Source organism: Vibrio nigripulchritudo (genome assembly GCF_027924785.1).
Taxonomy (GTDB): Bacteria; Pseudomonadota; Gammaproteobacteria; order Enterobacterales; family Vibrionaceae; genus Vibrio; species Vibrio nigripulchritudo.
Genome location: NZ_AP027049.1, coordinates 2380204 through 2405900, shown reverse-complemented (window position 1 = coordinate 2405900; position 25697 = coordinate 2380204). Strand labels below are relative to the sequence as shown.

Genomic DNA, 25697 nt, shown 5'->3' with positions numbered 1-25697 from the left:
CTTATGCCATTTGCAAAGGTTGCGGTGACCACTCGACAGATTGAGCGGTAAGGTATTCAATCCCCTGTATCCGAGACAGCGATGGATAACTTTCAGCGGTGAAAGGCGTATCTCCGTAAAGAAAGTTGATGCGTGCTTTTTTTCCTGCCAGCTCCATTGCAGCTATCTGACACAGTGTTTGAGCACCAGTTTGAATAACGGGATCCGTTCCTTTGTTCCAGTAGACCCAAAACTGGCAACCACGTTTTCGCATTAATGGGCGATAGAGTTGCTGCATCAACGCAAACAGACTGTCCAAGGTAGCTGGTGTCGCGTGTCCGGTAAATGCCAGAACAATGGGATCTTTAGACTGTGCAATGGCAATGATTGCCTCTTCGTCCAGAGTGCTTTCTTCTGAAGCAGCAAAGCTTTGAAGCTGCCCGTCTGGATGTTTGAGATAAAGATCAAATGAATTAGTCATAGTGGGACTCCAGAAAGCCTTGAATGATTTGATTCACTGTGGAGTGAGATTCGATGTTTGCAGCGTGCGTGTGGATTGGCAGGCATTCCCACTGAAAACCGGAATGCGAATCCACTAATGCTTTTTGCTGATCGGGCGGGCAGATGATGTCGCCTTCTGTTCCGACCAGCAGTGCAGGTGCTTTGAGACTGTCGGCGTCAGATAAGGTTCGGCGACTTATCGTGTCTAGAAATCCTAATACCGCTTCCTTCGAGTGGTTGTATTCGACATATCGTTGCACCACAACAGGCTGAAACTCACTGAGTTGCTGAACATATTGATCGCTGAAAAACCAAGGGTAGATAGACAAGAATATCGTCGACAGCGCAACATCGGTTTCCATCATATGCTGGACACTTGCCATCATCTTTTTACCTCTGGCAGAGATATCCAGCCCGGAATTGACCAAAACGAGTTGCTGAATACGAGCAGGGAATCGCTTTGCCAACTCCAAGGCTAAAATACCGCCAAAGGAATACCCGACTATCGTTACGTTTGGCAGCTTCAGCTCAGAGATAAGATCGGCGATGGCATGGCAAAGATCGTCATAAGTAAAAGGCTGGAAGGTCTTTGACTCTCCACAACCCGGATAATCAATGAACAGCTGACGGTGCTGCTTTTTGAAAAACGGATAACGGCTCTGCTTAATCCAAGACGGTTCTCCATGAAAAACACCATTCAGGAAGACTAGGGTGCGGTCTGCATTCTGATTGCCTTTCTCGGTGTAATTCAGCTCAAACTGGGGCGTGGTGTACTTCACAAAACCACCTCTTCCTTACGATATTTTGCAAAATCTCTTAGTAAGTCACATGCTTCAAAGTGCTTGTGTGGCGCTCTTCGCAGTGTGACTTGTGAAATCAAAGCGGAAGGCTCACCACTGCCGTCTGAAACAACGAATCGAGAACGCTGATCTTTGTCGTCTATGTCATTCACATAGCCACGTGCTGTGTATTCTGTTTCTGGGTTAAACGGAGCGGGGAAGTAGGCATTTTCCAGCTTAACGGGTAGCTTGGCGTGAAAATCGGGTTTGGTTGTGCTTTCAATCTGAATGCAATTCAGAACGGAAAGTTGCAAGACGGAATCAAACGCCAGTGGAGATAACCAGAAGCCCAGCCCCTGATCAATTGACTGCCAGTTATCTAACAGTTTCAGGTTGAATTTGCCGGCGATCCCTTCTAATTCTGTATCCAGAAAGATGTGACCGGTGATGGTTTGAAACAGCGGACCATGGGTAGGGTGAATCTTTTGGTAATACAGAGATTGCGGTAATTCAATAGGATTAAGCGTTTTAGGCTGCGTAGTAAAATCCGATTCCGGCAAGGACTTGTTAAGCTCAATGACCGCGGTCGCGACCGTGCAGTCTTTTCGGATGACTTTACCGTTTTTGTTAGTCAAATCCATCATCAGTCGAACTTCAAACTCACCGCTTTCGGTTCGGGTGCATTCAACTTTTACACTCTGGGTTTTTCCGAATGGAACAGCTATGCCGCGCAGTTGTTCCACTTCTTTGAAGAACAGCGGGTAGGGGTTATCCAGCCCAGAGCAATGTACCGCAGCTTGCAGCATTAGCTCGGTCGTGTAGGCGAATGGGAACAGGCAGACACCACCAAATACGTGATGTTTCAGCGCCACCATTTTGTTTGGATCTATAGTCAGGCTGAGCAGCGATGTGTTGTCGCTTTTCTCGATGGAATCTGCCCAATGAATAAAGAAAGGAGACGAATGACTCATCGACCTCTTTGCTCCTGTAGTTGATAGTTTTTGAATTCGGCAATCAGGCTGTTGTCTTCCTGATTTCGAAGGGTGAGATTGACGTGACTTTCGTCTTTCCCTTGCATGATTTGCGTGACCACAATGCGACCAGTAAGCGGACCATGAAAGCAGATTTCCTCCACATCGGATGGCCAGGCTGGGCGATCTCTGAGGAAAGCGTAAAACACCAGATACTGGATACCGGAAATCGTCGCGTTAACGTGTGTGGTCAGCTTCACGTCTGGCGAGCTACCAAGGTAATATCGGGTGGTATCAAGCATGTCTGAGAAACTGATCAGGCACTTTTTCTCTTCCGACCAGCGATAGTCATCGTTAGGGGTGATAAACAGCTGCCCCATGACGGCTAAGCTTTTATTGCGAAACCTATTGACGGTAGGGAGTGGCAATGGTTCCAGTTCATCAACAGGCACGATTTCTGTGCCTTCAGTACGTTCAAAATCCAGTGTTGCAGAGAAGGCCGAGACATTGGTGCGGATGACCTTTCCACTTTTAGACAGCTTGTCGCACCCTATGACGATATTGAAAGCGTCTCCCACTCTTGAAAACGTCAAATACAAGCGGTTGTCCATATCAGGTTGGATCTGAATAAAGCGCTTCGAATCGATGTTTTTAACGGCAAAGCTATCAAGTTCAAGCTGATCAACCAAAGGGCTTTGTTGCAGCAGAACGACGGCGTACTCCAAAAGAAAGACTGTTGGAATCACCACATTGCCATCGATAGTGTGAGAGTAAAGGTAGCGGTGTTCTATCAGGTTTAGGTTGAGAACGAAGCTGGCCTCTGTTTCACTAAACTCTTTGGAAACAACGCTGTTGTCTAAAAGACCTACGCTCATTTTTCACCCCCGAAGCGAGAGAAGATGACCGTGGCATTCTGCCCACCAAATCCAAAGTTGTTCGACATGACATGCTCAATTGGCAGCTCGCGCGCGCCTTCACCCACGTAGTCCAGATCCAGCTCTGGATCGGCTGTCCGGTAATTTCGCGTACCATGAATTTTGTTATCACGAATCGCGTTGATACAGGCCACAGCCTCAAGTGAACCCGCCGCCATAATGCCGTGACCAATCATTGATTTGGTTGAAGACACCGGAACCTGATTTGCGTATTTACCGAAAACCTTTCTGATTGCGTTAGTTTCGGTTTTGTCGTTCATCTTGGTGGATGTACCGTGGGCATTGATATAGCTGATTTGCTCTGGTTTAAGACCTGACGTTTCCAGAGCGCCTGCGAGTGTTCGGAATGCCGCTCTGCCTTCTGGATCAGGGTCTGTGGCGCGGTATCCGTCGGTGAATGAACCGTAACCCGTTACTTCCGCCAGTATGGTGGCTCCTCGTTTGGTTGCAGACTCCAGGCTTTCCAGAACAAGTACGCCGCAGCCACTCCCCATCACAAACCCGCTTCGCTGTGCATCAAACGGGCGACAGGCAGTTTCAGGATCTGGATTTGTGGTAAGAGCACCGATACGAGTAAATCCAATCATGCCGTTAATGTCGAAATCGTACGCGCCGCCAACGATGGCGGAATTCAAGCGACCCCGACGGATTTTCTCGAAGGCTTCGCCAATGGCATTATTTCCGGATGCGCAAGCCGTTCCGATGCTTAGGCTTGGACCTGTCAGACCATAAAAGCGAGCCACAAAGTGATTGATACTGTCCACGTCATCGAGAAACGGGCGATTTGCCATGGCTGGACTTTTACGCAGATGAGCCAGCCAATTAGCCGAATCGTGTTCACCATTTGGGCAGGCTTTCGCGTAATCTTTAATGTATGTGTCAACGTGAAGTGTGGGGCTATAAGGGCGATCGGCAATCATGCATGCCGTGTCTTTGTGTTCAGCGTTGCCAAAGTCAATCCCCGATTGCGTTACGGCTTCATCTACCGCTAGGAAGAACTTCTTAATGGAAGGGTCTTCTGTTGTCATCGATGCCAATTTGGGGTGCGCTTTAATGTCTTCTGACAAATCAGGCATTGATGCCGCAATCGACACAATCTCGCCGCGAATGGGAAAGTGTTCGATATGCGAAATGCCATTTTTCCCCGCCAGCAAGGATTGCCAAAGGCGCTCACTTCCCGTACCAAACGCGCTAACGGCCCCCATTCCTGTCACTACAACTCGATTCATTCTTTTGACTCCTTAGCGAGAAGCAAACTGACTTGATTACCCAAGTAATCAATGTGATGGCAAAGAACACGTTGGATTGGTGTGTTCAGCTTGGGTTCTTTAACGTAGTTCAAAGCACCTTGAAGAGGTTTTCGACTGAGATTTAACACAGGGGCAAGATACTGGTGCTTGAGTTGCAAACAGGCATAGAAAAGGGAGCTTGCTCCGGCTGCGCCAAAAGAAAACCCGGTGTAATCAGTGGAAGACACAACGGCGGCGCGGTTACCAAATACACGCTGTGCTGCGGTTGCTTCCCATTCATCCAGATCTGGAATGCCTGCTAGTGTCAGCTGAACGGCATCGATGTCTTCGGGAGTCAATCCAGCTTTTTTGATGGCTTTACGCATGTTGGCTTCAATGGAAGAGATGGATAACTCCGCCGAATCTGAAAACAAGTTAGGCAGGTAATTGTTTTGATAGCTGAGGACATTGGCGTAGATGGCGCGATTGTCTTGAAGCGCGATGTCGCTGTTTTCAATGACGTAACTTATTCCACCTTCACCAGTCACCAAACCAGTGTCTTCAAGGGATTTAGCGACAGGCAAACGTTGCTCCAGACGAAATACATGGTCGAGCATCGCTTCCGATTCTGTTGCTCCGGCGAGGATCATATCTGCGCGTTTATCTTCAATGGCTTCCATGGCTTCACCTGCCGCAATCATGCCTCCGGCAGGACCGTTCACTACGCTGTAACTCATTCCGCGTAATCCATACTGAATAGAAACCTGACCACCTGCCGTATTTGGCAGGCGTGGCAATATCCACAATGGAGGAAACTGGCGATAATGTTCTTTGCCAAGGTTGTCGTAGTCGACGGTCAAATCCTCTTTAAGGCATGACATGTAAGGTTTGGTGCTGTTATAGAAGCCCTGACACAGAAAAGAGCCGTATATTACTCCGCATGTTTCCTGATATTTTTCGAAATAGTCCTGCTCCAACCCTGCGTTATCAAATGCAAGGGAGGCGCTGGATACCCCAAGTTTTACCTGCAAAGTCATCATGCGAATGGACTTTTTGTCTTTGATGAATTCACGTGGATTAAATTCAGGCACTGCTCCCAGCGGGTAGGGGAAATCGTCGTTGAAACGAATTCCCGATTCCCCTTGCTGATGACCAGCTAAATGTTGTTCTGAGGTTATTCCGAGCGAAGTGAGTCCGCCTAATCCGGTAATAACCGCGTTAGGTTTAGGCATTGAAATTTCCTTATTAAACCGTTGGTAGTGCTTAGATGGCGTGAGTCCGTGAGTTATGGCTCGACGAGCTCACGTTCAAATATCAGTGATGTATTCGTGCCCCCGATACCACTTGAGTTATTCATGCAGTAGCGAAGCGCGTGTTTCTCGGCTTCCTTGCCCACAAAGTTGAGGGTGCAGGCTGGATCAGGCTGATCCAGATTGGGGTTTCCATGGACAGTTTGGGTAAGCAGACTTTGAATACAAAGAATGGATTCAATTGCGCCGCTTGCAGCCAGGGTATGCCCAATCATGTATTTGCTGCTGTTAACTAAAGGTCGGGATGTTCCGAAAACATCTCCGGTTGCTTTAGCTTCCTCCCGGTCATTGGCGAGAGTTGATGTACCATGTGCATTGACGTAATCAATCTGTGACGGTTGCAACTGGGCATCCGACAAAGCACGTCTCATGGCTTTCAGCTTGCCAACAGGGCAGGGGTCAGTCATTCGAAATGCATCCATAGAGGAGGCAAATCCTGCGACCCGAGCTAATATCTTGGCCCCGCGTTGAATTGCGTGCTCTTTTCTTTCCAGTACCAGTGCGCCAGCACCTTCCCCGAGCACAAAGCCACTGCGTAGTTTGTCGAAGGGGCGCATGGCACGTTCAGCATCATCGCTGTTGGTGTGCATACTGAGCTGACTAAAGCCAGAGAGAAAAGACGGAGACAGGCGGCTGTCACTGCCTCCTGCGACCATGACATCGGCTTCACCTGACTGAATCATTCGATAAGCCTGGCCAATAGCCAAACTTGCGCTTGTGCAGGCATTCACAATGGTGCTGCCAAAGCCTGTGATTCCGGTAACCAGCGAAGCTTGGCCTAAAACGATGTTGGGATAGGTATCAAGAAACCATGTAGGATTTCGTTCCGAAAGCGCCGTTGAATGGTATTCATCACACAGTGATGTGCCAGTCCCCACAATTATGCCGGATCGATGTTCCGGCAATGATGAAGGGGAATGAAAACCCGCGTATTCAAGGGCGCTTAAGGTTGAATAGCAAAACATGTTGCTGGCTCTGCCCATGTTTCGGACGGTCTTTCTACTGACATTCCATTTCGTGGTAAAAGACGAAAAATCCGATGAAGACGGAGCCGATGCCAAAAGATGAACACCATGACCAGATAACCAAGAGCTACGAGGAATATCTTTAATTCCAGAACGGTTGAGTAGAACTTGATTCCATACATCTGGTACGCAAGTACCAAGCGATGTGAATAAGCCCATTCCAGTAATGACGACATCTGAAGGAATCATGTTACGCAGCCTGTTTGTGTGATACGAAATTAACCAGAGAGCTCACATTGAAAAATACATCAGCGGTTTGTTTCTCTATAAATTCCTGAATAACTTCATCGGAATAATGTGGATATTCCTTTTTAAGTCTTTCAATTGAATCTTCAGAAACCTTACCGTCTTGGTTTAAAAAGTTTTCTTCTTGCAAAAATGCTGGAAAAATATCTCCTGCTGATATTTTAAGTTGATATTTCTGTTCTATTGAATAAATGATATCGACAAAGTCAATTGATTCAGCAGCTAAGTCATCAACCAGGTTTGCGTTTTCTGTGATTTCTTCTGGCTCCACACCTAATACTTCGACAAGGATTTCACTTACTTCATTTAATAACATCATAGTTTCCTTTTTAGTTTGCTTTTGACGACTTTTAAAACCCTATCACAAATAAAAATTACTTGTAAAACAAAAAGTTACTGTCATTTTCTTTAGGTGAAGCAGGTCCTTCCTCTTGGTTTTGGCTAGAAGAATTAGTAGTGCGTCGCATTTTTTTGATATATTTAAATGTTAATTATGTCATTAATAGTTCTCCTCATATTAAAGGCTTCTATTGATTTAGTTGTTATTTTGCATTTATTAAAATTGACTAAAGAATTAATTAGCAATTGCTTTAATTAGAAATGATTAATAAATCGATATGATCTACTAACTCTGCGTTATTGAATTGAAGGTATGATTCAAATTCGATTGAACACAAACTTTTAAAAGTTTGTTAAATAATCGACAAAATAATATTTATTCTTATTTATAAAACACTGATAACCAATTGATAATAAAGTGTTATAAGTGTTTGTTTTTATATTGACCTAATGTTTCATTCATATTTAAGTAATAAAGCTCTCAATTTGATTATTACTTTTTTCTTAATGAAATAAAGAGGTAACTCTATGTTTAATGGCGATTTTTGGATGAGCAACACCCAGACAATTGGATAGATAACCATTGAGACTTACCAACTCATAGAACGAAATAGGTTAACCAGACACAGAGTGCCTAAAGGTGTATGCGCGGCTTTTTACAGGGTTTTGTGGTGTTCTATCAATACCGTAGGACTTGGGTAAAGACCTTTCGTATTACTTGAGCGAGTACACCTTGAACCATCTGTCGACGCGTCAGGTAAACTGAAGGATGAATGCACCCGTGAGCCAGTCTAAGCTGCTTTTACGATTCGAGGTCGAATCTGGATTTTGCCTCAATTGACCTTTAGCTCGACGCCTCAATATAGAGCCGGATGTCTTGCTTTGAGCCAAGTGTATAGAGGTCACTTGGAAACAGAGTTGTGTTAATTCGGAGATAGGACATTGCTGAAACTTCTTGTTGAAAGACTTCATCTACAAATACAAATCAATGCTGTGCTGTTGATTCGTAAGTTATATGCAAATATGCAATAAGTCGATATTACAAAGAGATGTTAGTTCCGTTTACAGTATGTTAGGTTTCAAATGGAGGATCATTGTCACACTTTTCTGAGACTTAAATCTTCTACCGGAAGCGCGAGAAGTACGCAGACATAAAAAAACCAGCCGAATCAGGGCTGGTTTCTATTTGATTACTTTGAATCACTAATCTGCAATGAGGTCGTATTCCTTGCGCAGTACATCAATGATTTCTTGCTTCGGATTGGCACTAAGCGTTATCTCTTTCCCAGTGATCTTTTCAGCAATACCGATGTAAGTATTAGAGATATCGATTAAGGCTTGCTCTGGCAGTTCGTTGTCTTGTGCAAGCGCAAAACGTTCGTCCATACGCTCTTTGTTAAGCAGGATGTCTGGGTCTGGGAAGTGATTCAGAAGAAACTGACGGAACCCTTCTTTGGAGTTTTCAACAATGCTGCCTTTGTTGTATTCCGCTTCATCCCAGATTCGTGAAGAGTCGGGTGTACCCACTTCATCCATATAGATGAGTTTTTCTTTTCCTGACGCGTCTGTGACGTAGCCAAATTCAAACTTTGTGTCTACGAAAATCTGGTCAACATCTGCAAGTGCTTTGCTGATGACTTCGAATCCTTCTTTTAAAAGGTTCTCGTAGTGAGGGATGTCTTCGGCTTTAGAGAAGTTAAATGCTGCGAAATTGTCTTCAATGTTTGCGCGAGTAATGTTGACGTCATCCGCTTCAGGCACGCCAGGTATGTCTTTCAATATGCCTTTAGTAGAAGGTGTCATCAGTAGCTCTGGAAGCACCTTATCTTTTTCCAGACCTTCCGGAAGTTCGATACCACAAAATTCGCGTTCGCCGTTTGCGTAGGCACGCCACATAGAACCAGTAATGTATTTGCGGCAAATGGCTTCAATCATAACGGGTTTGGCTTTTTGCACGATCCAGACAAATGGGTGAGGGATGTCAAGAATGTGACTGTCAGCCAGTCCATTCTCTTTGAAGAGTTTAAACCAGTGATTGGAGATAGCGTTTAGCGCAGCACCTTTACCAGGAACGCCTTTCAATCCACCTTCTGCATGCCAGATACAGTCGAATGCCGAGATTCGATCGCTGATGACCATGATAGCAAGTGGGGCATCAGGGGCGACATCGTACCCTTTTTCTTTAATCAGTCTTTTGCTGTCTTCTTCAGTTAACCAGTACACCGAACGGACTTTGCCGCTGTGGACGGGTTTATTAGTGCGGATTGGGAGATCATCATTAACTGCGAGTACTTGATCAGCTAAGCTCATTACGACATTCCTATCTATGTTCAAACGTCAAAGAGGGCACGCAAGTAAAGAGTAAAAACTTGCTGTGTGCGAATGATGCGCATGATACCAGAACTTTTTTTCTCTTCCAGATAAAAAGCAAACGATTGCCTTGCAAGCGTATTACTCGTTTATTTTCAGTACAGATTGTGAAGGTTGGAATCTAGAGTTGGCACTAAAAGCAAAGCCCTTCAGGTTAAAGCTGAAGGGCTCGGCAGTGGAAGCAGTAGTAAGAGTTAGTATTTAGTGAATGGATTCTTTGTGGGAAAACAGTTCAGATGCGTCGTTGGTAAAGAATAGAGCGCAGTTTAGTTGGGCAGCACGACTAAGAAGGTGTTTTTGGTCAATTGCCGAAATGCTCTTACTGGCGATAACTGCACTTGCGTTACCAGACAACATAGCTTTCAGCACGACTTCTTTTTCAGACATGACTCTTGAAGGCATCATTTGCAGCAGGTGCTCTGCGTTGACTTTATGCTGTTTAAGCATGGAAGACTTAGGTTTACGACATTGGCTTGTTAACAGTACCCATTTAGAACCTTGAGATAACTTTGCGATTTCAACGCAGCAATCCGAATCATTGCTAGCAGTATTACGCTGATATTCAGCGATAGCGAAACGGTCAGACGATGTGTTTTGAACTTGGTTAGTGAGCTGAAAGTTATACATGATTACTGTTTCCTTATACATGCTGTATGGATTAACAGTAATTATATTTTGCTCGTTTAGCAAGCAAAATTTTTAATTTTTTTGATTAAATAATAAGCTAATTTGTTTAAGTGACTGATATTATTAGATAATAAATACTGGTTTTCTTATACAGTGTTTTCGTCCTATTTACTGTGTAGGCATTTTTTAGGCATTAAAAAAGCGCCTATACAGGCGCCTTCTTTACGTGATTTTGAATCAACGTTGTTCTTCGCGTTTATCAATGAGCTGTTGCTCGGCAATGTTAAACTGGCGTACATCCAGTCTCGCGAGATCATTGCACTTTTCACAAGAGTGATGAAACTTGCCATCAATGTAGTCATGGCGAGTAAGAAGACTTGGTCTTTTACACCAATCACATATGCCTTCAATATCGAACACTATTTCCCCCTTTTTAAACAGCTTGGTCTTTACTCGTGCTATGCATGGTGAGCTTGTCGAAAAGGTGGTGTGTCTCAATTAACAGGCGGAACGGGCTTTTGCCATTCCTACGCTTTCAATATGAGTCAGTCAGCTACCTAAACCAATCAAAGTCACGCGCTATGGTGGAGCGGTGTGTTCTGTGAGCAAAGACTCTGGGTACATATAAGCAATGAATTATGACATGCCGACGCAGAAAATGTTAAGCAATAGTTACATTCAATTAACATTTTGTTGCAAAATGAGCTTTAGCGCAGTATTTAGCCTTCTCATCTCTTCATCGCTGCCATTGGCGTCAGGATGATATACGCGACAAAGCTTTTTGTAACGGTTCTTGATCACATCTTTTTTAGGCAAACGTTTGGGGTTAAAACCAAAGACTGCACAAGCGATGTGGAACTTCTGATCTTGGGATGCAGACTTCATTTCTTCAATCAGTCCATTCTGCTTTAAGATCTGTTTATGAGCTCTTTCGAGCTCTCGTCTTAATTTTTTCGACTGCTGATTCTGTTCTGAAACCTTGCTTTCTAGTTCCGCATTTTTGTTTTTCTGTCGACCTTTCCGCATCAATACAAACAGAATGAGAAGAAGTAGAACACCCACAATGCCGGCACCGCCATAGATCAGCTCTTGCTGATAAGTCTTCAGATACCATTGAAAGTCTTTAACTACCGGCTGCGGTGGGGGGATGGGGTTATCTAGTGTCGTGAGTGAGTCTTCATGAGCCTTGTCCAACTCCTCAAATTGCCCCAATTGTGCAGCCTTGCGGTAATTGAATTTGGACTCTAATACTCTGTTATAGGCTGCCTCAGCCTGATGGCTGTTGTTTTCCATGGCAACGCGATACCAGATCTCGGCAGAATCCAGAGCTGCGACGCTTTTCGTTTCGCGAAAACTTCTTTCATAGATGGCGCCAAGTTTAAGCTGTGCCCTTGCTAAGCCCTGAACCGCAGATTTTGTATACCAGTAGATAGCAAGCGCGCGGTTTTCTTCTATCGCTAAGCCCGAATCATACGCATTAGCCAGTTTTAGCTGCGCAAGAGGATACCCGTTTTCAGCGGAGTTTCTTAGCCAGACAATTGCGGACTGTGGATCTTTGGGCACACCATTACCCTGAAAGAATGCCTGAGCCAGAGAATACTGGGCAACCGGATCCTGATTATTAGCTTTCGCTTCGAGCTCTTCAATAGGAACCGCGAAGGCTTTGGTAAGCACGATAGAGTAAATAATGGCAGCAAGAATAAAAAAACGTTTCATAGACAATTCGATAGAGATAAAAACAGCCCCTTTGGGGCTGATTCTAACATTAAACTCAATATACCCAAATGACCTGACTTTCTCCGTTGTAGGAAGTAACAACGACAATTTAAGCTTAGCTGAGTACCGTCGAATGTGCTGAAATTTCAACGCGTAATTGCAGTTTGCTGTTTTCCTTAAAGTGGCAGGATTTGTATTTCAACTCTTCGGTTGCAGGCTCGTCCCTGAGTCGTCGCATTATCGCAGACAGGATAACGCTCTCCGAAACCTTTTGCGTCAACGCGACCGGGTTGGATGTTCTGACCAATCAGGTAAGACTGAACTTGCGTCGCACGCTGTTCAGACAGTACCTGATTCCGAGAATCACTTCCAGAGCTGTCCGTGTGTCCATTAACAACTAATTTCGTGTCTGGGTAACGATTGAATACTTTCGCAACATTGTTTAGCGTTTGGTGAATAGAAGGGTCGAGAGCGTAAGATCCAGAATGGAACCCGATGCCGTTTTCCATGACCAGTAGAAGCTGATTGTCGTCTAAACGTTCTACTTGAACGCCACTGTTAACTAATGATGTTCTCAGTTCTTCTTCCTGTTTGTCGAAGTAGTAACCAATCCCACCTCCTACAGCTGCACCACCAAGAGCGCCATATAAAGCGCGACGCTGTCTGTCTTTGCTGTCGTCTCCGGTGATTGCCCCAGCGGCTGCACCGGCTAAAGCACCTAAAATCACGCCTTTGGTTGCGGAATTAGTTTCATTTTGACCTGTGGTCGCGTTTTGTCTCTGAGTGGCTTGGCAACCGGAAAGAATAATCACAGTTGCAAGAAGGGTTGGAATGTATTTCATAAGTACCTCTAAGTTATATAGAGGTATCGTACCGTATTATTTGAATTATACAATACGTCATTCTATTAATGTCCAATGACAATAAAAAAGCACCCTAATAAGGGTGCTTATCAGTTGGCATATTTTTTACTTGAGGAGCTTAGGCGCCTGACCTCCGTCAATCGGTCGGTTCACTGAAACCCGTCTGCCTTTTTTCAATCCCACTTCATAATCTGCGGTGATGTTCTTCATTGCTTCTTTTAACTGCTGTTTAAAAGTTTCGCGGTCGATGTTTTTAAATTCTTTGTCGATGTAATTGTTGATCTTGTTGTTGGATTCATCGTCTGGCGTGATTTCTGGTAGTTTCTCTAACGCACCTTCAATCCAGCCTGATAAAAATGAAGAAACTCGACGCGTGACTTCAGCACTGCTTGTGCCTGAGCCAGCAAAGCTATTTCTGAATTGTCCGGTTTGTTCGTTCATTTCACGATAGATGATGTCAAACGCAAAAGCAGCAAAGATGGCTCTGTCTGCTTCGCCGATGAATTCAAGACGTTTAAGACCTTTGTGGTTCAGTAACACTGCTTCAACACCAAACTTGGTGTTGATGCCGCGGATAATGCGCAGCAGGTTAGACGAGACACTCGAAGGTAGTAGGTGGCTGGACTGAGTTTTCCCCATCTTGATAAATTCGATGTCGTCTTTATCAAGTCCATATTTGAGCATCAAACGATGCGCCATTTTGATGGCGTTGGCGGCCTCGTTTACGTTGGCAGAGTTGCCTAGCTCTAAACATTTGGCAATTTTTTTCAGGGCTTTCTTTTTATCCATGTCCACAGCTGTTCAATTGGAAAAGTCGACCATTTTAACGTGTTAGAAACGCAAGTGGAAGCATAAAGCAAAAACGCCACGCTCTTATCAAGCGTGGCGTTTTCAATGCTTTCTTATGAAAGAAAGAGTTAGATGCCCAATTCGTCCAATAGGTCATCAGCCACGTCATCCGCAGGTGGGATATCGTCAACTTTCTTTTCACTTGTCTTTGCCTGCTCGAAAATGTCATCAACGCTAGCGTCATCTTCGGCTTCAAATTCTTCAAGCTGGATGAACTCCGTTTTATCCATTGCCAGCTCAAGATAAAAGATGTTGTTCTTCTCGGTAGAGAAAGTCACACGCCTTGCCTGAGGACGGTCAAGGTTAGTATCAACAGACAGCATGACCTGCTTGTTGATCGCCAGCATCTTCGGCTGGTTTTGTGTGATATTGGTTTGCAGTTCTTTTCTGATCTTATTGGTGAAGTCACCCACCAACTGGTTCATCAGTTCACCCAGTACGTCACCCACTTCATCTGAAGTATGGAGAATAGCCAGTTCATCTTCCGGCATTCCCATGTTACGCATGTAGTTTTGGTAAAGTTCTAGCGCAGACTGCGCAGTAAAGTTAATAACGACTAGCCCCGAAAACCCGCCATCGAAAAGTACGAAACAGCCAAAGTCTGGCTTTAAGCAAGTTTTATTGATCTTTTGCACCATTGCGGAGTATGAAATCTTTGAATCCGTTGCCGACTGCAGCACACCAGAAACCGATTGGCACAGCTTTAAAAGGATATCTTCTGTTGTAACTATCTTATTTTTTTTCATATGGAATTCGCTTAACAACGATAGGAGAAAATGTTTGCTTGTATTGAAGTGTGGACGAAAAATTCAAAAATGTAAGCAAACGATTTAATTTCATGCGTACTTTCTGTTTTTATCAAGCTCTGAAATGTTGTAAAGTGACGAAAATCAAAAAATAAATCGCAATGTTTAAACCATTTTTATCCCGGCTGAACGGAACAGCCATCAGGGAGCAGGAAGCATAATGTTACCAAGACTACAACACCAATCGGATGTTGATCCTTTAGTTAAACAATACCTCGAAGAACTTCAACAAGCAGGCTTTACTGGTGATATCGAGTCCATGTACTCAAGCCGCTTAGCCGTCGCCACTGACAACAGTGTATACCAGCAGCTACCTCAGGCTGTTGTTCATCCCAAAACTACCCAAGACGTTCAGTTAATCGGGCAAATCGGAAGCCAGCCTGATTACTCAACCATTACTTTTTCCCCACGTGGTGCCGGAACGGGCACAAACGGGCAATCTTTGACAAAAGGCATCGTGGTTGACCTTTCTCGTCATATGAACAAAGTGTTGGAAATTAACGAAAAAGAAGGGTGGGTCAGGGTACAGACGGGTATTGTAAAAGATAAGCTTAATGACGTTATTCGTCCTTATGGCTTCTTCTTCTCTCCAGAGCTCTCAACCAGTAACCGTGCCACATTGGGTGGCATGATTAACACTGATGCGTCTGGTCAGGGGTCACTGGTTTACGGAAAAACGTCGGATCATGTGTTGTCTCTGCAAGCTGTTTTTGCAGATGGTTCATTAATTGAAAGTGATCAAAGTGGTGAAAGCCCAGAAGAAGGGACGTACGCACAGCAGGCTTTGACCGTTACTGAGCAGGTTTGCCGTCAGAAACGCCCCGAGATTGTAGAAAAGTTTCCGCCACTTAACCGATTTCTGACTGGTTACGATCTGAAAAATGCGCTGAATGAAGAGGATGATACCTTCGATTTAACTCGCGTACTTTGTGGTGCAGAAGGTTCTCTGGCATTCATCACCGAAGCAAAACTCAACCTTACTCTGATCCCTAAAGCGCGAACTCTGGTGAACGTAAAGTACAACACGTTCGACTCCGCGCTCCGTAACGCCCCATTTATGGTGGAAGCGAATGCGCTTTCAGTAGAAACCATCGACTCAAAAGTCCTCAACCTTGCGAAAGAAGACATCGTCTGGCATACGGTTAGCGATCTTCTGACCGATGTCCCGGGCAAAGAAATGCTCGGCATTAACATTGTTGAGTTTGCCGGGCAAGACAATGAAAAAGTAGAGAATCAGGTTGCTCAGCTTACGAGCAAGTTGGATCAGATGCTGGAAAATGAAGACGGTGGCATCATTGGCTATCAGGTGTGTACCGACCTCGCGAGTATTGGGCGAATTTACGCCATGCGTAAAAAGGCTGTTGGTCTGCTTGGTGCTGCCAAAGGGAAGGCAAAACCTGTGGCATTTGCCGAGGATACCTGCGTACCTCCCGAGAACTTGGCGGACTTCATTCAGGAGTTTCGTGATCTCCTGGATGAGAAAGAACTGAACTACGGAATGTTCGGTCATGTCGATGCTGGTGTCCTGCACGTACGTCCTGCGCTGGATCTCTGTGACCCTGAGCAGGAAGCCCTGATGCATCGCATCTCGGATGAAGTTGTGAAGCTGGTGGCCAAGTACGGCGGTTTAATGTGGGGCGAACACGGTAAAGGGTTTCGTTCAGAGTACGGACCAGAGTTTTTCGGTGAGTCTCTATTCATGGAACTTCGCCGGGTAAAGGCGGCTTTTGATCCATTAAACAAAATGAACCCAGGCAAAATCTGTACGCCTTTGGGGAGCGACGCTGAACTGGTTAAAGTGACAGACGCTAAACGCGGTACTTTTGATCGTCAAATTCCGGTTCAGGTAAGAGACAGTTTTAAGCAAGCCATGGAATGTAATGGCAACGGTCTCTGCTTTAACTACGACACCAGTTCACCAATGTGTCCTTCCATGAAGGTGACCGCTGATCGCCGTCATTCGCCTAAAGGACGAGCGGGCATGGTGCGTGAATGGCTAAGACAGCTCACTGATCACGGCATCGATATTCTGGATCTGGAGAAGCAGACCCTTAAAGGGAGCGCCAGTATAAAGACATTGGTTGATCGTGTCAGAAACACCATCAATAAACGTCATGAGTATGACTTCTCCCATGAAGTGTACGAAGCGATGAATGGATGCTTAGCCTGTAAAGCGTGCGCCAGCCAGTGCCCGATCAAAGTCGACGTGCCAAGTTTCCGCTCGCGCTTCCTGAACATCTATTACTCAAGATACCAGCGCCCAGCCAAAGACTATCTGGTTGCTAACATCGAAACCCTCTTGCCTTTTATGGCTAAGATTCCGAAAACGGTTAACCTGGCGCTCAACCAGAATTGGGTTCAGTCGCTCACGGCGAAAACTGTAGGGTACGTTGATGCGCCGCTCATGAGCGTACCAACATTGATTCAGAGGTTGAAACCTCATCATGATACTCAGTTTGATCTAAAGAAACTGAACGCCTTGTCGGATTCAGAGAAGCAAGACTATGTGCTGATTGTTCAGGACCCTTTCACCAGTTACTACGATGCAGAAGTGGTAGAAGACTTTGTACTTCTGGCACAGCGTTTAGGTAAAAAGCCCGTCCTGTTACCTTTCAAACCCAATGGCAAAGCGCAACATATCAAAGGATTCTTATCGCAATTCGCGGCTTCGGCAAAGAACACATCTGATTTTCTGGCGATGGTAGCGGATACCGGTATTCCACTGGTCGGGGTCGATCCAGCTCTGGTGCTTTGTTATCGCGACGAATACAAAGAAGTACTGGGGGACAAACGTGGTGATTTTGAGGTGCTTACCGTTCACGAGTGGCTGACGCCGCAACTTGATGACATCACCTTGTCTGACAAACGTTACGATCAACCCTGGTATCTGTTCTCACACTGTACAGAAAAAACCAAAATGCCAAATGCAGAAAAAGAGTGGGGAGCGATTTTCACTAAGTTTGGAGCAACTCTGAATACCATCCCAGTCGGGTGCTGTGGAATGGCAGGTACGTTTGGTCATGAAGTCGATAAACTGGAAATGTCTCGCGACATTTATGGTTTGAGTTGGGAGCCTCAAATGGAAGAACTGGACAAGTCCCACTGTTTGGCAACCGGGTATTCCTGTCGAAGTCAGGTGAAACGTTTTGCTAATGAAAGACTGAAGCACCCGCTTCAGGCACTACTTACATTGGTTTAGCCAAGTTCTCATCCGGGTTCGGTTATCTAAAAAGCGAAGCATTGAGCTTCGCTTTTTTGGTTTGGAGATGAGTTGATTATCCATTGGCTAATTCAGCTTGTGCTTCTTTGAACCAGTTTACCACTTGCTGCCTGTACTGATCGCCATACAGCTTCACAAACTGCTTAGTGTGCTCATCCCGGTCGGACTGAAGTGCCTCGATACGCTGTTCAACGTATTCTGTTGTTAGTGGGATGCCGCAATCAACGGTAATACAATGTCGCCATTCGTGATAGGTACTTGGAATTGCGGATTTAGACATGAAGCAGGTTTCCTTTTTACTGATTAAATATTTTATGATGTTATAACATAACAATTTAGCTAATTGAAAGTGTCCATATTGCTTTGGATGACCACGTGCTCAGAAAATGAAATGCGGTAAGAGAATCGGTTGTCGCTTGCCGACCATCGTTTCTTAATTTTGTTATCAGTCTCAACAATCTAGAAAAAATCCCATTTCTTAATTTGTGGTTTTATTGCATAGAGTTCAATATTTGGATTCGTTGAGCTCAATGAAAAAGATAGGTGCGATGCAAGATAATCTGTTCACATTTCCTGTTCTCAGTTACCACGATTGTGAAGATTTACTTCGATTCGAACGAGCTAATCGCCACTGGTTTGAGTCTTACATCGATGGCAGACCAGAGAGTTTCTACTGCTTGAAAGGAGTTAACCTTCATATTCGAGAATGCCTACGAGACTACGAAAGCATGACCATGCTACCCACACTCATCAAAAATGGACGTGGGGAGATATTAGGGCGAGCTAACCTGCATGGCATTGACCTTAAGAAAGGCGAGGCCTGGGTAGGTTACCGAATCGCTGAGCGTTCAACCGGACAAGGCTTGGCAACTCTGGCGACGCAACAGCTGATTCGTTATGCAACCACCTACAGGGGGCTAACTAAGCTCAGAGCTTACGCGGCAACTGGAAACATCGCATCGCAGCGCGTGCTGCTCAATAATCAGTTTAAACAGACAGGCAAAGTCAATGACTTTACCTGCATCAACGGCAATATGATTGATTGTTACGAGTTCTGTCTTGAAATCAATCGTCTCTGACCGTTACTTCTGTTTCAGGAATGGACCTACTTCTAACAAAACAAATTCATTGTTATCGGCATTCACCGGATGTCTTCCCTGACTGAATGGGAAGTTATTGTCGTTTCCGACAATGATGTGGTTGTCATCAAAGCGGTCAACATCTTCAATAGTGACAAAAGGGAAAGTAAATCGACCATCCTTTCTGGCGCCCAGTTTCGCAAGCTTATCAGGATCCTGAATGTCCATCAGGTCGATGTAACCTAACTTTTTCGCTAAGTCATTGGCGTCTTTTGCTTTCAAATCCACCAGATAGATACGTTTAAACTTTGCGGGGTTAGAAAAGCATGGTTTAGCGGAGACGTTACACGATTTGTCTTCATCGCCTTGCCCGTTGTCTCTTTCTATGACCAGTGCGCGTCTGTCATCAATCAAATTGAAATCACCAATTGCCGCTGCGTTTTCATGCAGTGGGTATTTGTACACGTTGCTTGTGAAAGCTTTTTGAGCAACATCGAATTCAAAAACTTTTAAGTAGCGAAGTCCAGATTTGTCACCAATGGTTGGCTTCTCAAGCATCGGATAGACAAATCTGCCATCAGGGCTTGCAGCCATGCCTTCGTACCCGCCAGAGCGAGGAACATCAAACTTGTCTTTACCAGAAGTGAAATCCGCCATTGGATTATCTGGTGATCGATATAGATGACCGTTGACTCGCGTTTCGTGAAATGATGTCACCACACCATTAGAATCGGTTGTCAGAATGTAGGGACCAAACTCCTCGCCAATAATGTAACCGCCTTCGATAGGTTGAATGGATTCTGGGTCGAGATCTGCTCCTGTCAGGTAACGTGTTTCGGAGTGTTCTGTCTGGATGGGAAATGGAACGACTCTATTCGGGTCGCTCAGGAATAGGGTTTTCTCAATCAATGCCTCATCATTTTCAAAGTCGATTTTAGCGATGTGAAAAAACAGCATAGCGTCTGCAGAGTTAGATTTTCGCCCGAAGCCGTTATCGGTAAGAAGTAAAAATCGGTCATTTCCCAAGGTCTTAATGCCTGAGAAACCTTGCAACGGCTGCCCGGCGAAGGGAGTACCAATTTCGGTTTTATTTTTATTGGCACCCGTCTGCTCAACGCGTTGGTTGCCCTTTCCTGTAAAGCGACCTGAATGGCTGAAGGAGTATGGTGCATCCTTGGGTGGCGCAATAAAGCTTTGTGCCGGAATGATCACATGACCTTTTAATTTTGCTTCGAACTGGGTCTCTGCAAATGCAGATAAAGAGAGTAGGGGCATCATTGCCCAGAGATACTTGCTGTTCATCATTACATCCTGGTTAGTTTGAGTGGTTCAACGACAGACAGTAATGACAGGGCTTGTCAGATCTGTGAATCTATATTGATAGTTATGTTTCCACTCAGTGACTTCCCAAATCTGGGACACAATATGAATGGGCTGTAGAGATGAATGAGCTGGAGAGACTATACCCATATATGGGCATAGTTGTTTATCAAAGGAATGAATCAATGGTCGCGGTGAATGACGATCCGGTTTCTACCCTGTTTTTTGGCGTCATAGAGTGAAAGGTCAGCGTGTTTTAGCCATTCGTTCACCTTGATGTCGACACAGGAAGGAGCCATTCCCACACTGATGGATGCTTCCAATTCGTTGTGGTGGTGAAGTTCAGAAATTTTCTGTTTCAGCTTCTCCATCAGGATGTAACTGTCTTTTAAGCCTGATTTACGAAACAGAATCAGAAACTCGTCGCCACCCAATCGAAAGATGAAATCACTCGACCTAAGGTGTTCTTTGATGACCTTAACTACCGATTGAATCATCTGATCACCAACATCGTGACCGAAACTGTCATTAACCTGTTTGAAATTATCAATGTCGATCAAAGCGATACTGGAAGACATTCCTGTTTTGCGGTGCAGTTCCAGACTCGTACCGAGATAAGCCTCTAGCTGCGAACGGTTCAGTGCACCTGTCATCGCATCGGTGATCGAAAGTTCTTTCAGCTTATCCTGCGTTTTGATCAGCGAGCTCATCATAAATTGCGCACAAATTGCGGTAATGCTTAGGGCACCCACTAATCGAAGAAGCGTTGCGTGCTCAAGGTAGTAATACCCAACCACCGCGATACCAACGATCATGATTCCATTGCAGATTGAAGATACTCGGGTAGGGACGACGAATACCACGCAAACCGCGATAGGGAATGCCCAGTACGAACCGATAATGCCAAGAACAGGGATCGCGAATACCGCACATGCTATGAGTAGCATTACGGGTAGGAGGTAAGTAATCAAAGGTCTGCGTCGGGTGTAAAACCAGTACACTTCGAGAAGCAGTGACAATTGAAAAGCAATCAGCAGACCAGCATAAATATATTCCCCCAATACAACATTTTTGATCGAAAATGGTACGAACACGAGCAACGATACAATGGTAATAAAGCGTAGGACTTTATGATGTTCGTTAAGCTCCAGCAGCCCGTAATGTGACGCCATCCACTCTGGCGTTCTTTTTCTTAGCATACAGGTTCCCCGTGGAGTAGGGAGCATCGCACCCCTTTAATTGCAAGGTTTCGATGCCAGCAAGCAATATTATTTTTATAAAAGTATATCAAACTCTGTAACAAATGGTTTCAAAGGAGTGCACAGAAACTGAGTTGATTGTAATTAAGTGGGGATTGGAAGGGGGCAGAAAGCAAAAATCCCGGGCGATAACCCGGGATTTGAATCTTTTTTTACAGGCTTATGCTGCTACAGCTTGGGATTCAATAAAGGCGTCTTTTCGAGCATTAAAACGTTCAACCAGATCGTCAACCGCTTCTTTTTCATATGGACGCAATCCAGATGCGACCATGCGTTTCACACCTTTACCGACCACTTCACCGTTGTCAGTAAAGCTGAAGTTCAATGTGACTTGACCACGCTTGCCTTCAATTTCAAATGTTGCGCCAGCAAATTCTACGCTTGGTTCTGAAAGATCCAGTCGGTCAAATTCTACTTCCATGCTCTCGTACATGACCAACGGACGCTGACAGTTGATCATCATCTGTTTGTCTTCCATCAGAGGAACCATGATGTGAGGGAAGTTCATGCCTGAGAATTGAACATAAGACTTGGTCAGGTGTTCAATGAACTTAGCGTCTTTCGATACTTCACCTTCGTGATGCATGTGCAAATATTCTTTGCCATTCGCATCCACAAGCGCACTTTCTGTTTCACCTTTTTCCGCTACTGATAAGGCAATCCCTTCCGACACCATTCCAGAGAAGTCAAAACGCATTTTCTGGCTTACGCCCTCTTGATTAAGAAGTACTGCGAACAATAGGTCGCCAGGTACGCAGAAACGCTTGTTATCTTCATCGTGGATTGGGTTGTAGTCGCCCGCAACTTTCTTAGCAAAGTGGCTTGCTTGCTGGCGAGTGAACTGGAATTGGTTGTCTTCGATTGAAAAGTAAGGAGTCAGGAACATAATTCACGGTTAATTACAAAAACTGCGGCGATTATATCCGACATTTATGGGTAAATGGTCTATCCAGTGAAAAATAACCTCCCCGAAGGGAGGTTAGCGTTAATTAATGTGCGCAAAGGCACTTTATGTTGCTGCAAAATCTGCTGTTAAACAGAACAAAGTGTTTTTTCCGGTACCAGATGGTTATGGACGGCAAGTTTCAGCAAGGCATTCGCTTCTTCAATGTCTGGTGCGAAGTAGCGGTCCTTATCGTAAAACGAGACTTTTTCACGAAGAATGTGCTTTGCTTCTTCTACTCGCGGTGACGATTTAAGTGGTGCTCGGAAGTCCAGTCCCTGCGCTGCTGAAAGGTATTCGACAGCCAGAATACCACGTGTGTTTTCCGCCATGTCGCGCAGACGGCGACCCGCAAATGTTGCCATAGAAACGTGGTCTTCCTGATTCGCAGACGTTGGCAAGCTGTCCACGGAAGCTGGGTGAGCGAGGGTTTTGTTTTCACTCGCCAAGGCCGCGGAAGTCACCTGAGCAATCATAAAGCCGGAGTTTACACCGCCGTTGTCCACCAGAAACGGAGGAAGTTTACTTAACGCGCTGTCGATAAGCAGTGCCATTCGACGCTCAGACAAGCTACCAATTTCCGCAATCGCCAGAGCAAGATTATCCGCAGCCATAGCAACAGGTTCTGCGTGGAAGTTACCACCAGAGATGATGTCACCGTCTTCAGCAAAGACCAGTGGGTTATCGGAAACCGAGTTAGCTTCCACTTGCAGAATGTCGGCGGCATTTCGAATCTGCTGCAAACACGCGCCCATTACCTGTGGCTGACAACGCAGTGAGTACGGGTCTTGTACTTTTTCACAGTCGGTGTGCGATTCACCGATCTCACTGGAACCATCTAACAGGAAGCGATACGCTTCCGCTGCATCCATCTGACCACGATGACCACGAACGCGATGAATGCGTGGGTCGAATGGACGGCGACTGCCTAATGCTGCTTCTACCGACATGGCACCACAAACGGTGGCAGAGGCGAATAGGTCTTCTGCTGCAAACAGCCCTTCTAAAGCAAATGCTGTGGATGCCTGAGTACCATTCAGCAATGCCAGACCTTCTTTCGGTGCCAGCGTGATGGGTTCTAACCCTGCAATTTTCAGTGCTTCGATGCCTGAAATGATCTTACCGTTGTGGCGTGCCTGACCTTCACCCAGCAGTACTGTGCTCATGTGAGCAAGTGGGGCTAAGTCGCCTGAGGCACCCACTGAACCTTTCTGCGGCACACATGGGTAAACCTGAGAGTTGACTAACTTAATCAGTGCTTCAATCACTTCAAGGCGAATGCCCGAGTACCCGCGCGCCAGACTGTTGATTTTTAATACCATCATCAGACGGACGGTTTCATCGTGCATAAACTCGCCAATACCGGCGGCGTGAGAAAGAACGATACTCTTCTGTAACACTTCCAGATCTTCTGGTGCAATACGAGTATTGGCAAGCAGACCAAATCCGGTGTTGATACCATACACCACGCGATCTTCTGCAATAACCTGATTCACCACTTCTGTGCTGGCTTCAATGTCTGGAATGGCTTCCGGGTCAAGTGACAGGTTAACCGGAGCGCGGCTGACCTGACGTAGGTGGTGCAGGCTGATATGTCCTGGATTCAGCGTTAGATTGATCATGTTTCCCTCACTCATTACAGACGGCTTAGTTCTTCGTTTAGCATTGGCAGATCCAATTTCTGCTCTTTTGCACAGGTTTTGGCAATGTCGTAGCCCGCATCGGCGTGACGCATCACCCCTGTCGCCGGGTCATTATGAAGCACACGTGCAATGCGCTCAGAAGCGTCATCGGTGCCGTCACAGCAAATGACCATACCTGAATGTTGGGAGAAGCCCATGCCTACGCCACCACCGTGATGCAGAGATACCCATGTCGCGCCACCCGCAGTATTCAATAAAGCATTTAGAAGTGGCCAGTCGGATACGGCATCAGAGCCATCAATCATACCTTCGGTTTCACGGTTAGGGCTGGCGACCGAACCGGAATCTAAGTGGTCACGACCAATCACAACCGGCGCTTTCAGTTCGCCATTTTTCACCATTTCGTTGAAAGCTTGACCCAAACGCTCACGGTCTTTAAGCCCAACCCAGCAAATACGTGCTGGTAAACCCTGGAAGTGAATACGCTCGCGAGCCATGTCTAGCCAGTTATGCAGATGTGGGTTATCTGGGATCAGTTCTTTCACTTTCTGGTCGGTTTTGTAGATATCTTCCGGGTCACCGGATAGTGCTGCCCAACGGAAAGGACCGATACCTTCGCAGAAAAGTGGACGGATATAAGCCGGAACAAAGCCTGGGAAGTCGAAGGCATTCTCAACCCCTTCTTCCAGCGCCATTTGACGAATGTTGTTACCGTAATCCAGTGTCGCTGCACCACGAGTTTGCAGCTCTAACATGGCCTTCACCTGAACCGCCATGGATTCTTTTGCCGCTTTGACAACGCCAGCTTCGTCTTCGGTGCGGCGAGTTTTTGCTTCCTCCATCGACCAGCCTTGAGGCAGGTAACCATTCAATGGATCGTGTGCAGAAGTCTGGTCTGTCACTACATCAGGAGTGATGCCGCGCTTAACCAGTTCTGGGAACACATCGGCTGCGTTGCCAAGTAAACCAACAGAAACAGGGGTGTCGGAGTCTTGGATAATTTGTAGCGCTTCATCCAGGCTGGTGGCTTTTTTGTCAACGTAACCGGTACGCAGACGGTAGTCGATTCGAGTTTCATCACACTCTACGGCAAGCATTGAGAAGCCAGCCATGGTTGCTGCGAGAGGCTGAGCACCGCCCATGCCGCCAAGACCGCCAGTCAGAATCCAACGACCTTTTGCTTCTCCATCAAAGTGCTTTTTCGCCACAGCGACGAAGGTTTCGTAAGTACCCTGAACAATGCCTTGAGAGCCGATATAGATCCAAGATCCTGCCGTCATCTGCCCGTACATCATCAAGCCCTCTTTATCGAGCTCGTTGAAATGTTCCCAGTTCGCCCAGTGAGGAACAAGGTTTGAGTTAGCAATCAAAACACGAGGTGCGTTTTTGTGTGTAGGGAACACGCCCACAGGTTTGCCCGATTGCACTAGCAGTGTTTGATCGTCTTCCAGCCTTTCCAGCACTTCGACGATTTTATCGTAGCATTCCCAGTTGCGAGCAGCGCGACCAATGCCACCGTACACAACCAGTGAATGAGGGTGTTCAGCCACATCCGGGTCCAGATTGTTCATCAGCATACGCAGTGGCGCTTCTGTCAGCCAGGATTTGGCGCGAAGCTCTGTGCCGTGTGGTGCACGAATAGTGCGAGTGGTATCGAGTCTTGGATCCGTCATCGGATACTCCTTTTG

23 protein-coding genes are annotated in these 25697 nt (G+C 45.8%); 2 read left to right on the top strand and 21 right to left on the bottom strand.

From position 1 onward, the window contains the following. Position 1 precedes the first annotated feature (1 nt). The 15 genes from QMG91_RS11055 to QMG91_RS10985 all read right to left on the bottom strand — a co-directional run bounded on the left by QMG91_RS11055 (position 2) and on the right by QMG91_RS10985 (position 14485). Positions 2 to 460, bottom strand: coding sequence for a hypothetical protein (locus QMG91_RS11055; protein ID WP_281826472.1), 459 nt, complete (start codon positions 458 to 460; stop codon positions 2 to 4). Next, the gene (locus tag QMG91_RS11050; RefSeq protein WP_281826471.1) at positions 453 to 1259 is read right to left on the bottom strand and encodes an alpha/beta fold hydrolase; all 807 of its coding nucleotides are present in this window, start codon (positions 1257 to 1259) and stop codon (positions 453 to 455) included. The genes QMG91_RS11055 and QMG91_RS11050 overlap by 8 nt, the downstream gene beginning before the upstream one ends. Further along, positions 1256 to 2230, bottom strand: a complete 975-nt coding sequence (locus QMG91_RS11045; RefSeq protein ID WP_022592270.1) for a polyketide synthase dehydratase domain-containing protein — start codon at positions 2228 to 2230, stop codon at positions 1256 to 1258. The genes QMG91_RS11050 and QMG91_RS11045 overlap by 4 nt, the downstream gene beginning before the upstream one ends. Next, a complete protein-coding gene (locus tag QMG91_RS11040) occupies positions 2227 to 3105 on the bottom strand; it encodes a hypothetical protein (protein ID WP_281826468.1) in 879 nt (292 codons plus the stop codon). The genes QMG91_RS11045 and QMG91_RS11040 overlap by 4 nt, the downstream gene beginning before the upstream one ends. Next, positions 3102 to 4394 (bottom strand): beta-ketoacyl-[acyl-carrier-protein] synthase family protein, encoded by a 1293-nt coding sequence (locus tag QMG91_RS11035; protein WP_281826466.1) that lies wholly within the window; start codon positions 4392 to 4394, stop codon positions 3102 to 3104. Before QMG91_RS11035 ends, QMG91_RS11040 begins: the two co-directional genes overlap by 4 nt. Next, entirely contained in the window at positions 4391 to 5626 is a 1236-nt protein-coding gene (locus tag QMG91_RS11030) for a beta-ketoacyl synthase N-terminal-like domain-containing protein (protein ID WP_281826464.1), read from the bottom strand. Before QMG91_RS11030 ends, QMG91_RS11035 begins: the two co-directional genes overlap by 4 nt. A gap of 53 nt (positions 5627 to 5679) precedes the next feature. After that, positions 5680 to 6918: a beta-ketoacyl-[acyl-carrier-protein] synthase family protein gene (locus QMG91_RS11025; RefSeq protein ID WP_281826462.1), complete on the bottom strand. Its 1239-nt coding sequence runs from the start codon at positions 6916 to 6918 to the stop codon at positions 5680 to 5682. A 1-nt stretch (position 6919) separates the two neighbouring features. Then, complete coding sequence (locus QMG91_RS11020) at positions 6920 to 7294, bottom strand: acyl carrier protein (RefSeq protein WP_281826460.1); 375 nt, start codon at positions 7292 to 7294, stop codon at positions 6920 to 6922. 1223 nt (positions 7295 to 8517) lie between these two features. Next, positions 8518 to 9624 carry a phosphoribosylaminoimidazolesuccinocarboxamide synthase gene (locus QMG91_RS11015; protein WP_281826459.1) on the bottom strand — a complete coding sequence of 369 codons (1107 nt, stop codon included), beginning with the start codon at positions 9622 to 9624 and terminating at the stop codon, positions 8518 to 8520. Positions 9625 to 9885: 261 nt separating this feature from the next. Next, positions 9886 to 10311, bottom strand: a complete 426-nt coding sequence (locus QMG91_RS11010) for a hypothetical protein (RefSeq protein WP_281826457.1) — start codon at positions 10309 to 10311, stop codon at positions 9886 to 9888. Between the two features lie 237 nt (positions 10312 to 10548). Then, positions 10549 to 10731, bottom strand: coding sequence for a hypothetical protein (locus QMG91_RS11005; RefSeq protein WP_004398356.1), 183 nt, complete (start codon positions 10729 to 10731; stop codon positions 10549 to 10551). 258 nt (positions 10732 to 10989) lie between these two features. Continuing rightward, positions 10990 to 12027 carry a J domain-containing protein gene (locus QMG91_RS11000; RefSeq protein WP_022596305.1) on the bottom strand — a complete coding sequence of 346 codons (1038 nt, stop codon included), beginning with the start codon at positions 12025 to 12027 and terminating at the stop codon, positions 10990 to 10992. A gap of 176 nt (positions 12028 to 12203) precedes the next feature. Next, entirely contained in the window at positions 12204 to 12869 is a 666-nt protein-coding gene (locus tag QMG91_RS10995) for an OmpA family protein (protein ID WP_022550283.1), read from the bottom strand. A 126-nt stretch (positions 12870 to 12995) separates the two neighbouring features. Then, positions 12996 to 13679, bottom strand: coding sequence for a DUF2786 domain-containing protein (locus tag QMG91_RS10990; RefSeq protein ID WP_004398359.1), 684 nt, complete (start codon positions 13677 to 13679; stop codon positions 12996 to 12998). 128 nt (positions 13680 to 13807) lie between these two features. Further along, positions 13808 to 14485, bottom strand: coding sequence for a DUF3334 family protein (locus QMG91_RS10985; RefSeq protein ID WP_022550284.1), 678 nt, complete (start codon positions 14483 to 14485; stop codon positions 13808 to 13810). A gap of 220 nt (positions 14486 to 14705) precedes the next feature. Here QMG91_RS10985 and ydiJ point away from each other — a divergent pair, with 220 nt between their 5' ends. Then, complete coding sequence (gene ydiJ, locus QMG91_RS10980; protein WP_281826451.1) at positions 14706 to 17744, top strand: D-2-hydroxyglutarate dehydrogenase YdiJ; 3039 nt, start codon at positions 14706 to 14708, stop codon at positions 17742 to 17744. A gap of 76 nt (positions 17745 to 17820) precedes the next feature. On the opposite strand, the gene QMG91_RS10975 is transcribed toward ydiJ, so the two are convergent. Beyond that, the gene (locus QMG91_RS10975) at positions 17821 to 18045 is read right to left on the bottom strand and encodes a hypothetical protein (protein WP_004398362.1); all 225 of its coding nucleotides are present in this window, start codon (positions 18043 to 18045) and stop codon (positions 17821 to 17823) included. Between the two features lie 250 nt (positions 18046 to 18295). Here QMG91_RS10975 and QMG91_RS10970 point away from each other — a divergent pair, with 250 nt between their 5' ends. Continuing rightward, complete coding sequence (locus tag QMG91_RS10970; RefSeq protein WP_022593613.1) at positions 18296 to 18844, top strand: GNAT family N-acetyltransferase; 549 nt, start codon at positions 18296 to 18298, stop codon at positions 18842 to 18844. A gap of 3 nt (positions 18845 to 18847) precedes the next feature. On the opposite strand, the gene QMG91_RS10965 is transcribed toward QMG91_RS10970, so the two are convergent. From QMG91_RS10965 to hutU, 5 genes are all read right to left on the bottom strand, one after another. After that, on the bottom strand, positions 18848 to 20149 hold the full coding sequence (locus QMG91_RS10965) for an esterase-like activity of phytase family protein (protein ID WP_281826446.1): 1302 nt from the start codon (positions 20147 to 20149) through the stop codon (positions 18848 to 18850). Positions 20150 to 20346: 197 nt separating this feature from the next. Continuing rightward, entirely contained in the window at positions 20347 to 21363 is a 1017-nt protein-coding gene (locus QMG91_RS10960; protein ID WP_022550289.1) for a GGDEF domain-containing protein, read from the bottom strand. A gap of 220 nt (positions 21364 to 21583) precedes the next feature. Continuing rightward, the gene (locus QMG91_RS10955; RefSeq protein WP_022613982.1) at positions 21584 to 22309 is read right to left on the bottom strand and encodes a DUF3581 domain-containing protein; all 726 of its coding nucleotides are present in this window, start codon (positions 22307 to 22309) and stop codon (positions 21584 to 21586) included. Positions 22310 to 22455: 146 nt separating this feature from the next. Continuing rightward, positions 22456 to 23988, bottom strand: a complete 1533-nt coding sequence (gene hutH, locus QMG91_RS10950; RefSeq protein WP_004402669.1) for a histidine ammonia-lyase — start codon at positions 23986 to 23988, stop codon at positions 22456 to 22458. A gap of 14 nt (positions 23989 to 24002) precedes the next feature. Beyond that, positions 24003 to 25682, bottom strand: a complete 1680-nt coding sequence (gene hutU, locus QMG91_RS10945) for a urocanate hydratase (RefSeq protein WP_223096559.1) — start codon at positions 25680 to 25682, stop codon at positions 24003 to 24005. Positions 25683 to 25697: the final 15 nt, after the last annotated feature.

What these genes read in the sequence shown, in the direction of transcription:
- QMG91_RS11055 (WP_281826472.1), bottom strand. Translation starts at nt 460, where the DNA reads ATGACTAATTCATTTGATCTTTATCTCAAACATCCAGACGGGCAGCTT.
- QMG91_RS11045 (WP_022592270.1), bottom strand. Translation starts at nt 2,230, where the DNA reads ATGAGTCATTCGTCTCCTTTCTTTATTCATTGGGCAGATTCCATCGAG.
- QMG91_RS11040 (WP_281826468.1), bottom strand. Translation starts at nt 3,105, where the DNA reads ATGAGCGTAGGTCTTTTAGACAACAGCGTTGTTTCCAAAGAGTTTAGT.
- QMG91_RS11035 (WP_281826466.1), bottom strand. Translation starts at nt 4,394, where the DNA reads ATGAATCGAGTTGTAGTGACAGGAATGGGGGCCGTTAGCGCGTTTGGT.
- QMG91_RS11030 (WP_281826464.1), bottom strand. Translation starts at nt 5,626, where the DNA reads ATGCCTAAACCTAACGCGGTTATTACCGGATTAGGCGGACTCACTTCG.
- QMG91_RS11025 (WP_281826462.1), bottom strand. Translation starts at nt 6,918, where the DNA reads ATGATTCCTTCAGATGTCGTCATTACTGGAATGGGCTTATTCACATCG.
- QMG91_RS11020 (WP_281826460.1), bottom strand. Translation starts at nt 7,294, where the DNA reads ATGATGTTATTAAATGAAGTAAGTGAAATCCTTGTCGAAGTATTAGGT.
- QMG91_RS11015 (WP_281826459.1), bottom strand. Translation starts at nt 9,624, where the DNA reads ATGAGCTTAGCTGATCAAGTACTCGCAGTTAATGATGATCTCCCAATC.
- QMG91_RS11010 (WP_281826457.1), bottom strand. Translation starts at nt 10,311, where the DNA reads ATGTATAACTTTCAGCTCACTAACCAAGTTCAAAACACATCGTCTGAC.
- QMG91_RS11000 (WP_022596305.1), bottom strand. Translation starts at nt 12,027, where the DNA reads ATGAAACGTTTTTTTATTCTTGCTGCCATTATTTACTCTATCGTGCTT.
- QMG91_RS10995 (WP_022550283.1), bottom strand. Translation starts at nt 12,869, where the DNA reads ATGAAATACATTCCAACCCTTCTTGCAACTGTGATTATTCTTTCCGGT.
- QMG91_RS10990 (WP_004398359.1), bottom strand. Translation starts at nt 13,679, where the DNA reads ATGGATAAAAAGAAAGCCCTGAAAAAAATTGCCAAATGTTTAGAGCTA.
- QMG91_RS10985 (WP_022550284.1), bottom strand. Translation starts at nt 14,485, where the DNA reads ATGAAAAAAAATAAGATAGTTACAACAGAAGATATCCTTTTAAAGCTG.
- ydiJ (WP_281826451.1), top strand. Translation starts at nt 14,706, where the DNA reads ATGTTACCAAGACTACAACACCAATCGGATGTTGATCCTTTAGTTAAA.
- QMG91_RS10975 (WP_004398362.1), bottom strand. Translation starts at nt 18,045, where the DNA reads ATGTCTAAATCCGCAATTCCAAGTACCTATCACGAATGGCGACATTGT.
- QMG91_RS10970 (WP_022593613.1), top strand. Translation starts at nt 18,296, where the DNA reads ATGAAAAAGATAGGTGCGATGCAAGATAATCTGTTCACATTTCCTGTT.
- QMG91_RS10965 (WP_281826446.1), bottom strand. Translation starts at nt 20,149, where the DNA reads ATGATGAACAGCAAGTATCTCTGGGCAATGATGCCCCTACTCTCTTTA.
- QMG91_RS10960 (WP_022550289.1), bottom strand. Translation starts at nt 21,363, where the DNA reads ATGCTAAGAAAAAGAACGCCAGAGTGGATGGCGTCACATTACGGGCTG.
- QMG91_RS10955 (WP_022613982.1), bottom strand. Translation starts at nt 22,309, where the DNA reads ATGTTCCTGACTCCTTACTTTTCAATCGAAGACAACCAATTCCAGTTC.
- hutH (WP_004402669.1), bottom strand. Translation starts at nt 23,988, where the DNA reads ATGATCAATCTAACGCTGAATCCAGGACATATCAGCCTGCACCACCTA.
- hutU (WP_223096559.1), bottom strand. Translation starts at nt 25,682, where the DNA reads ATGACGGATCCAAGACTCGATACCACTCGCACTATTCGTGCACCACAC.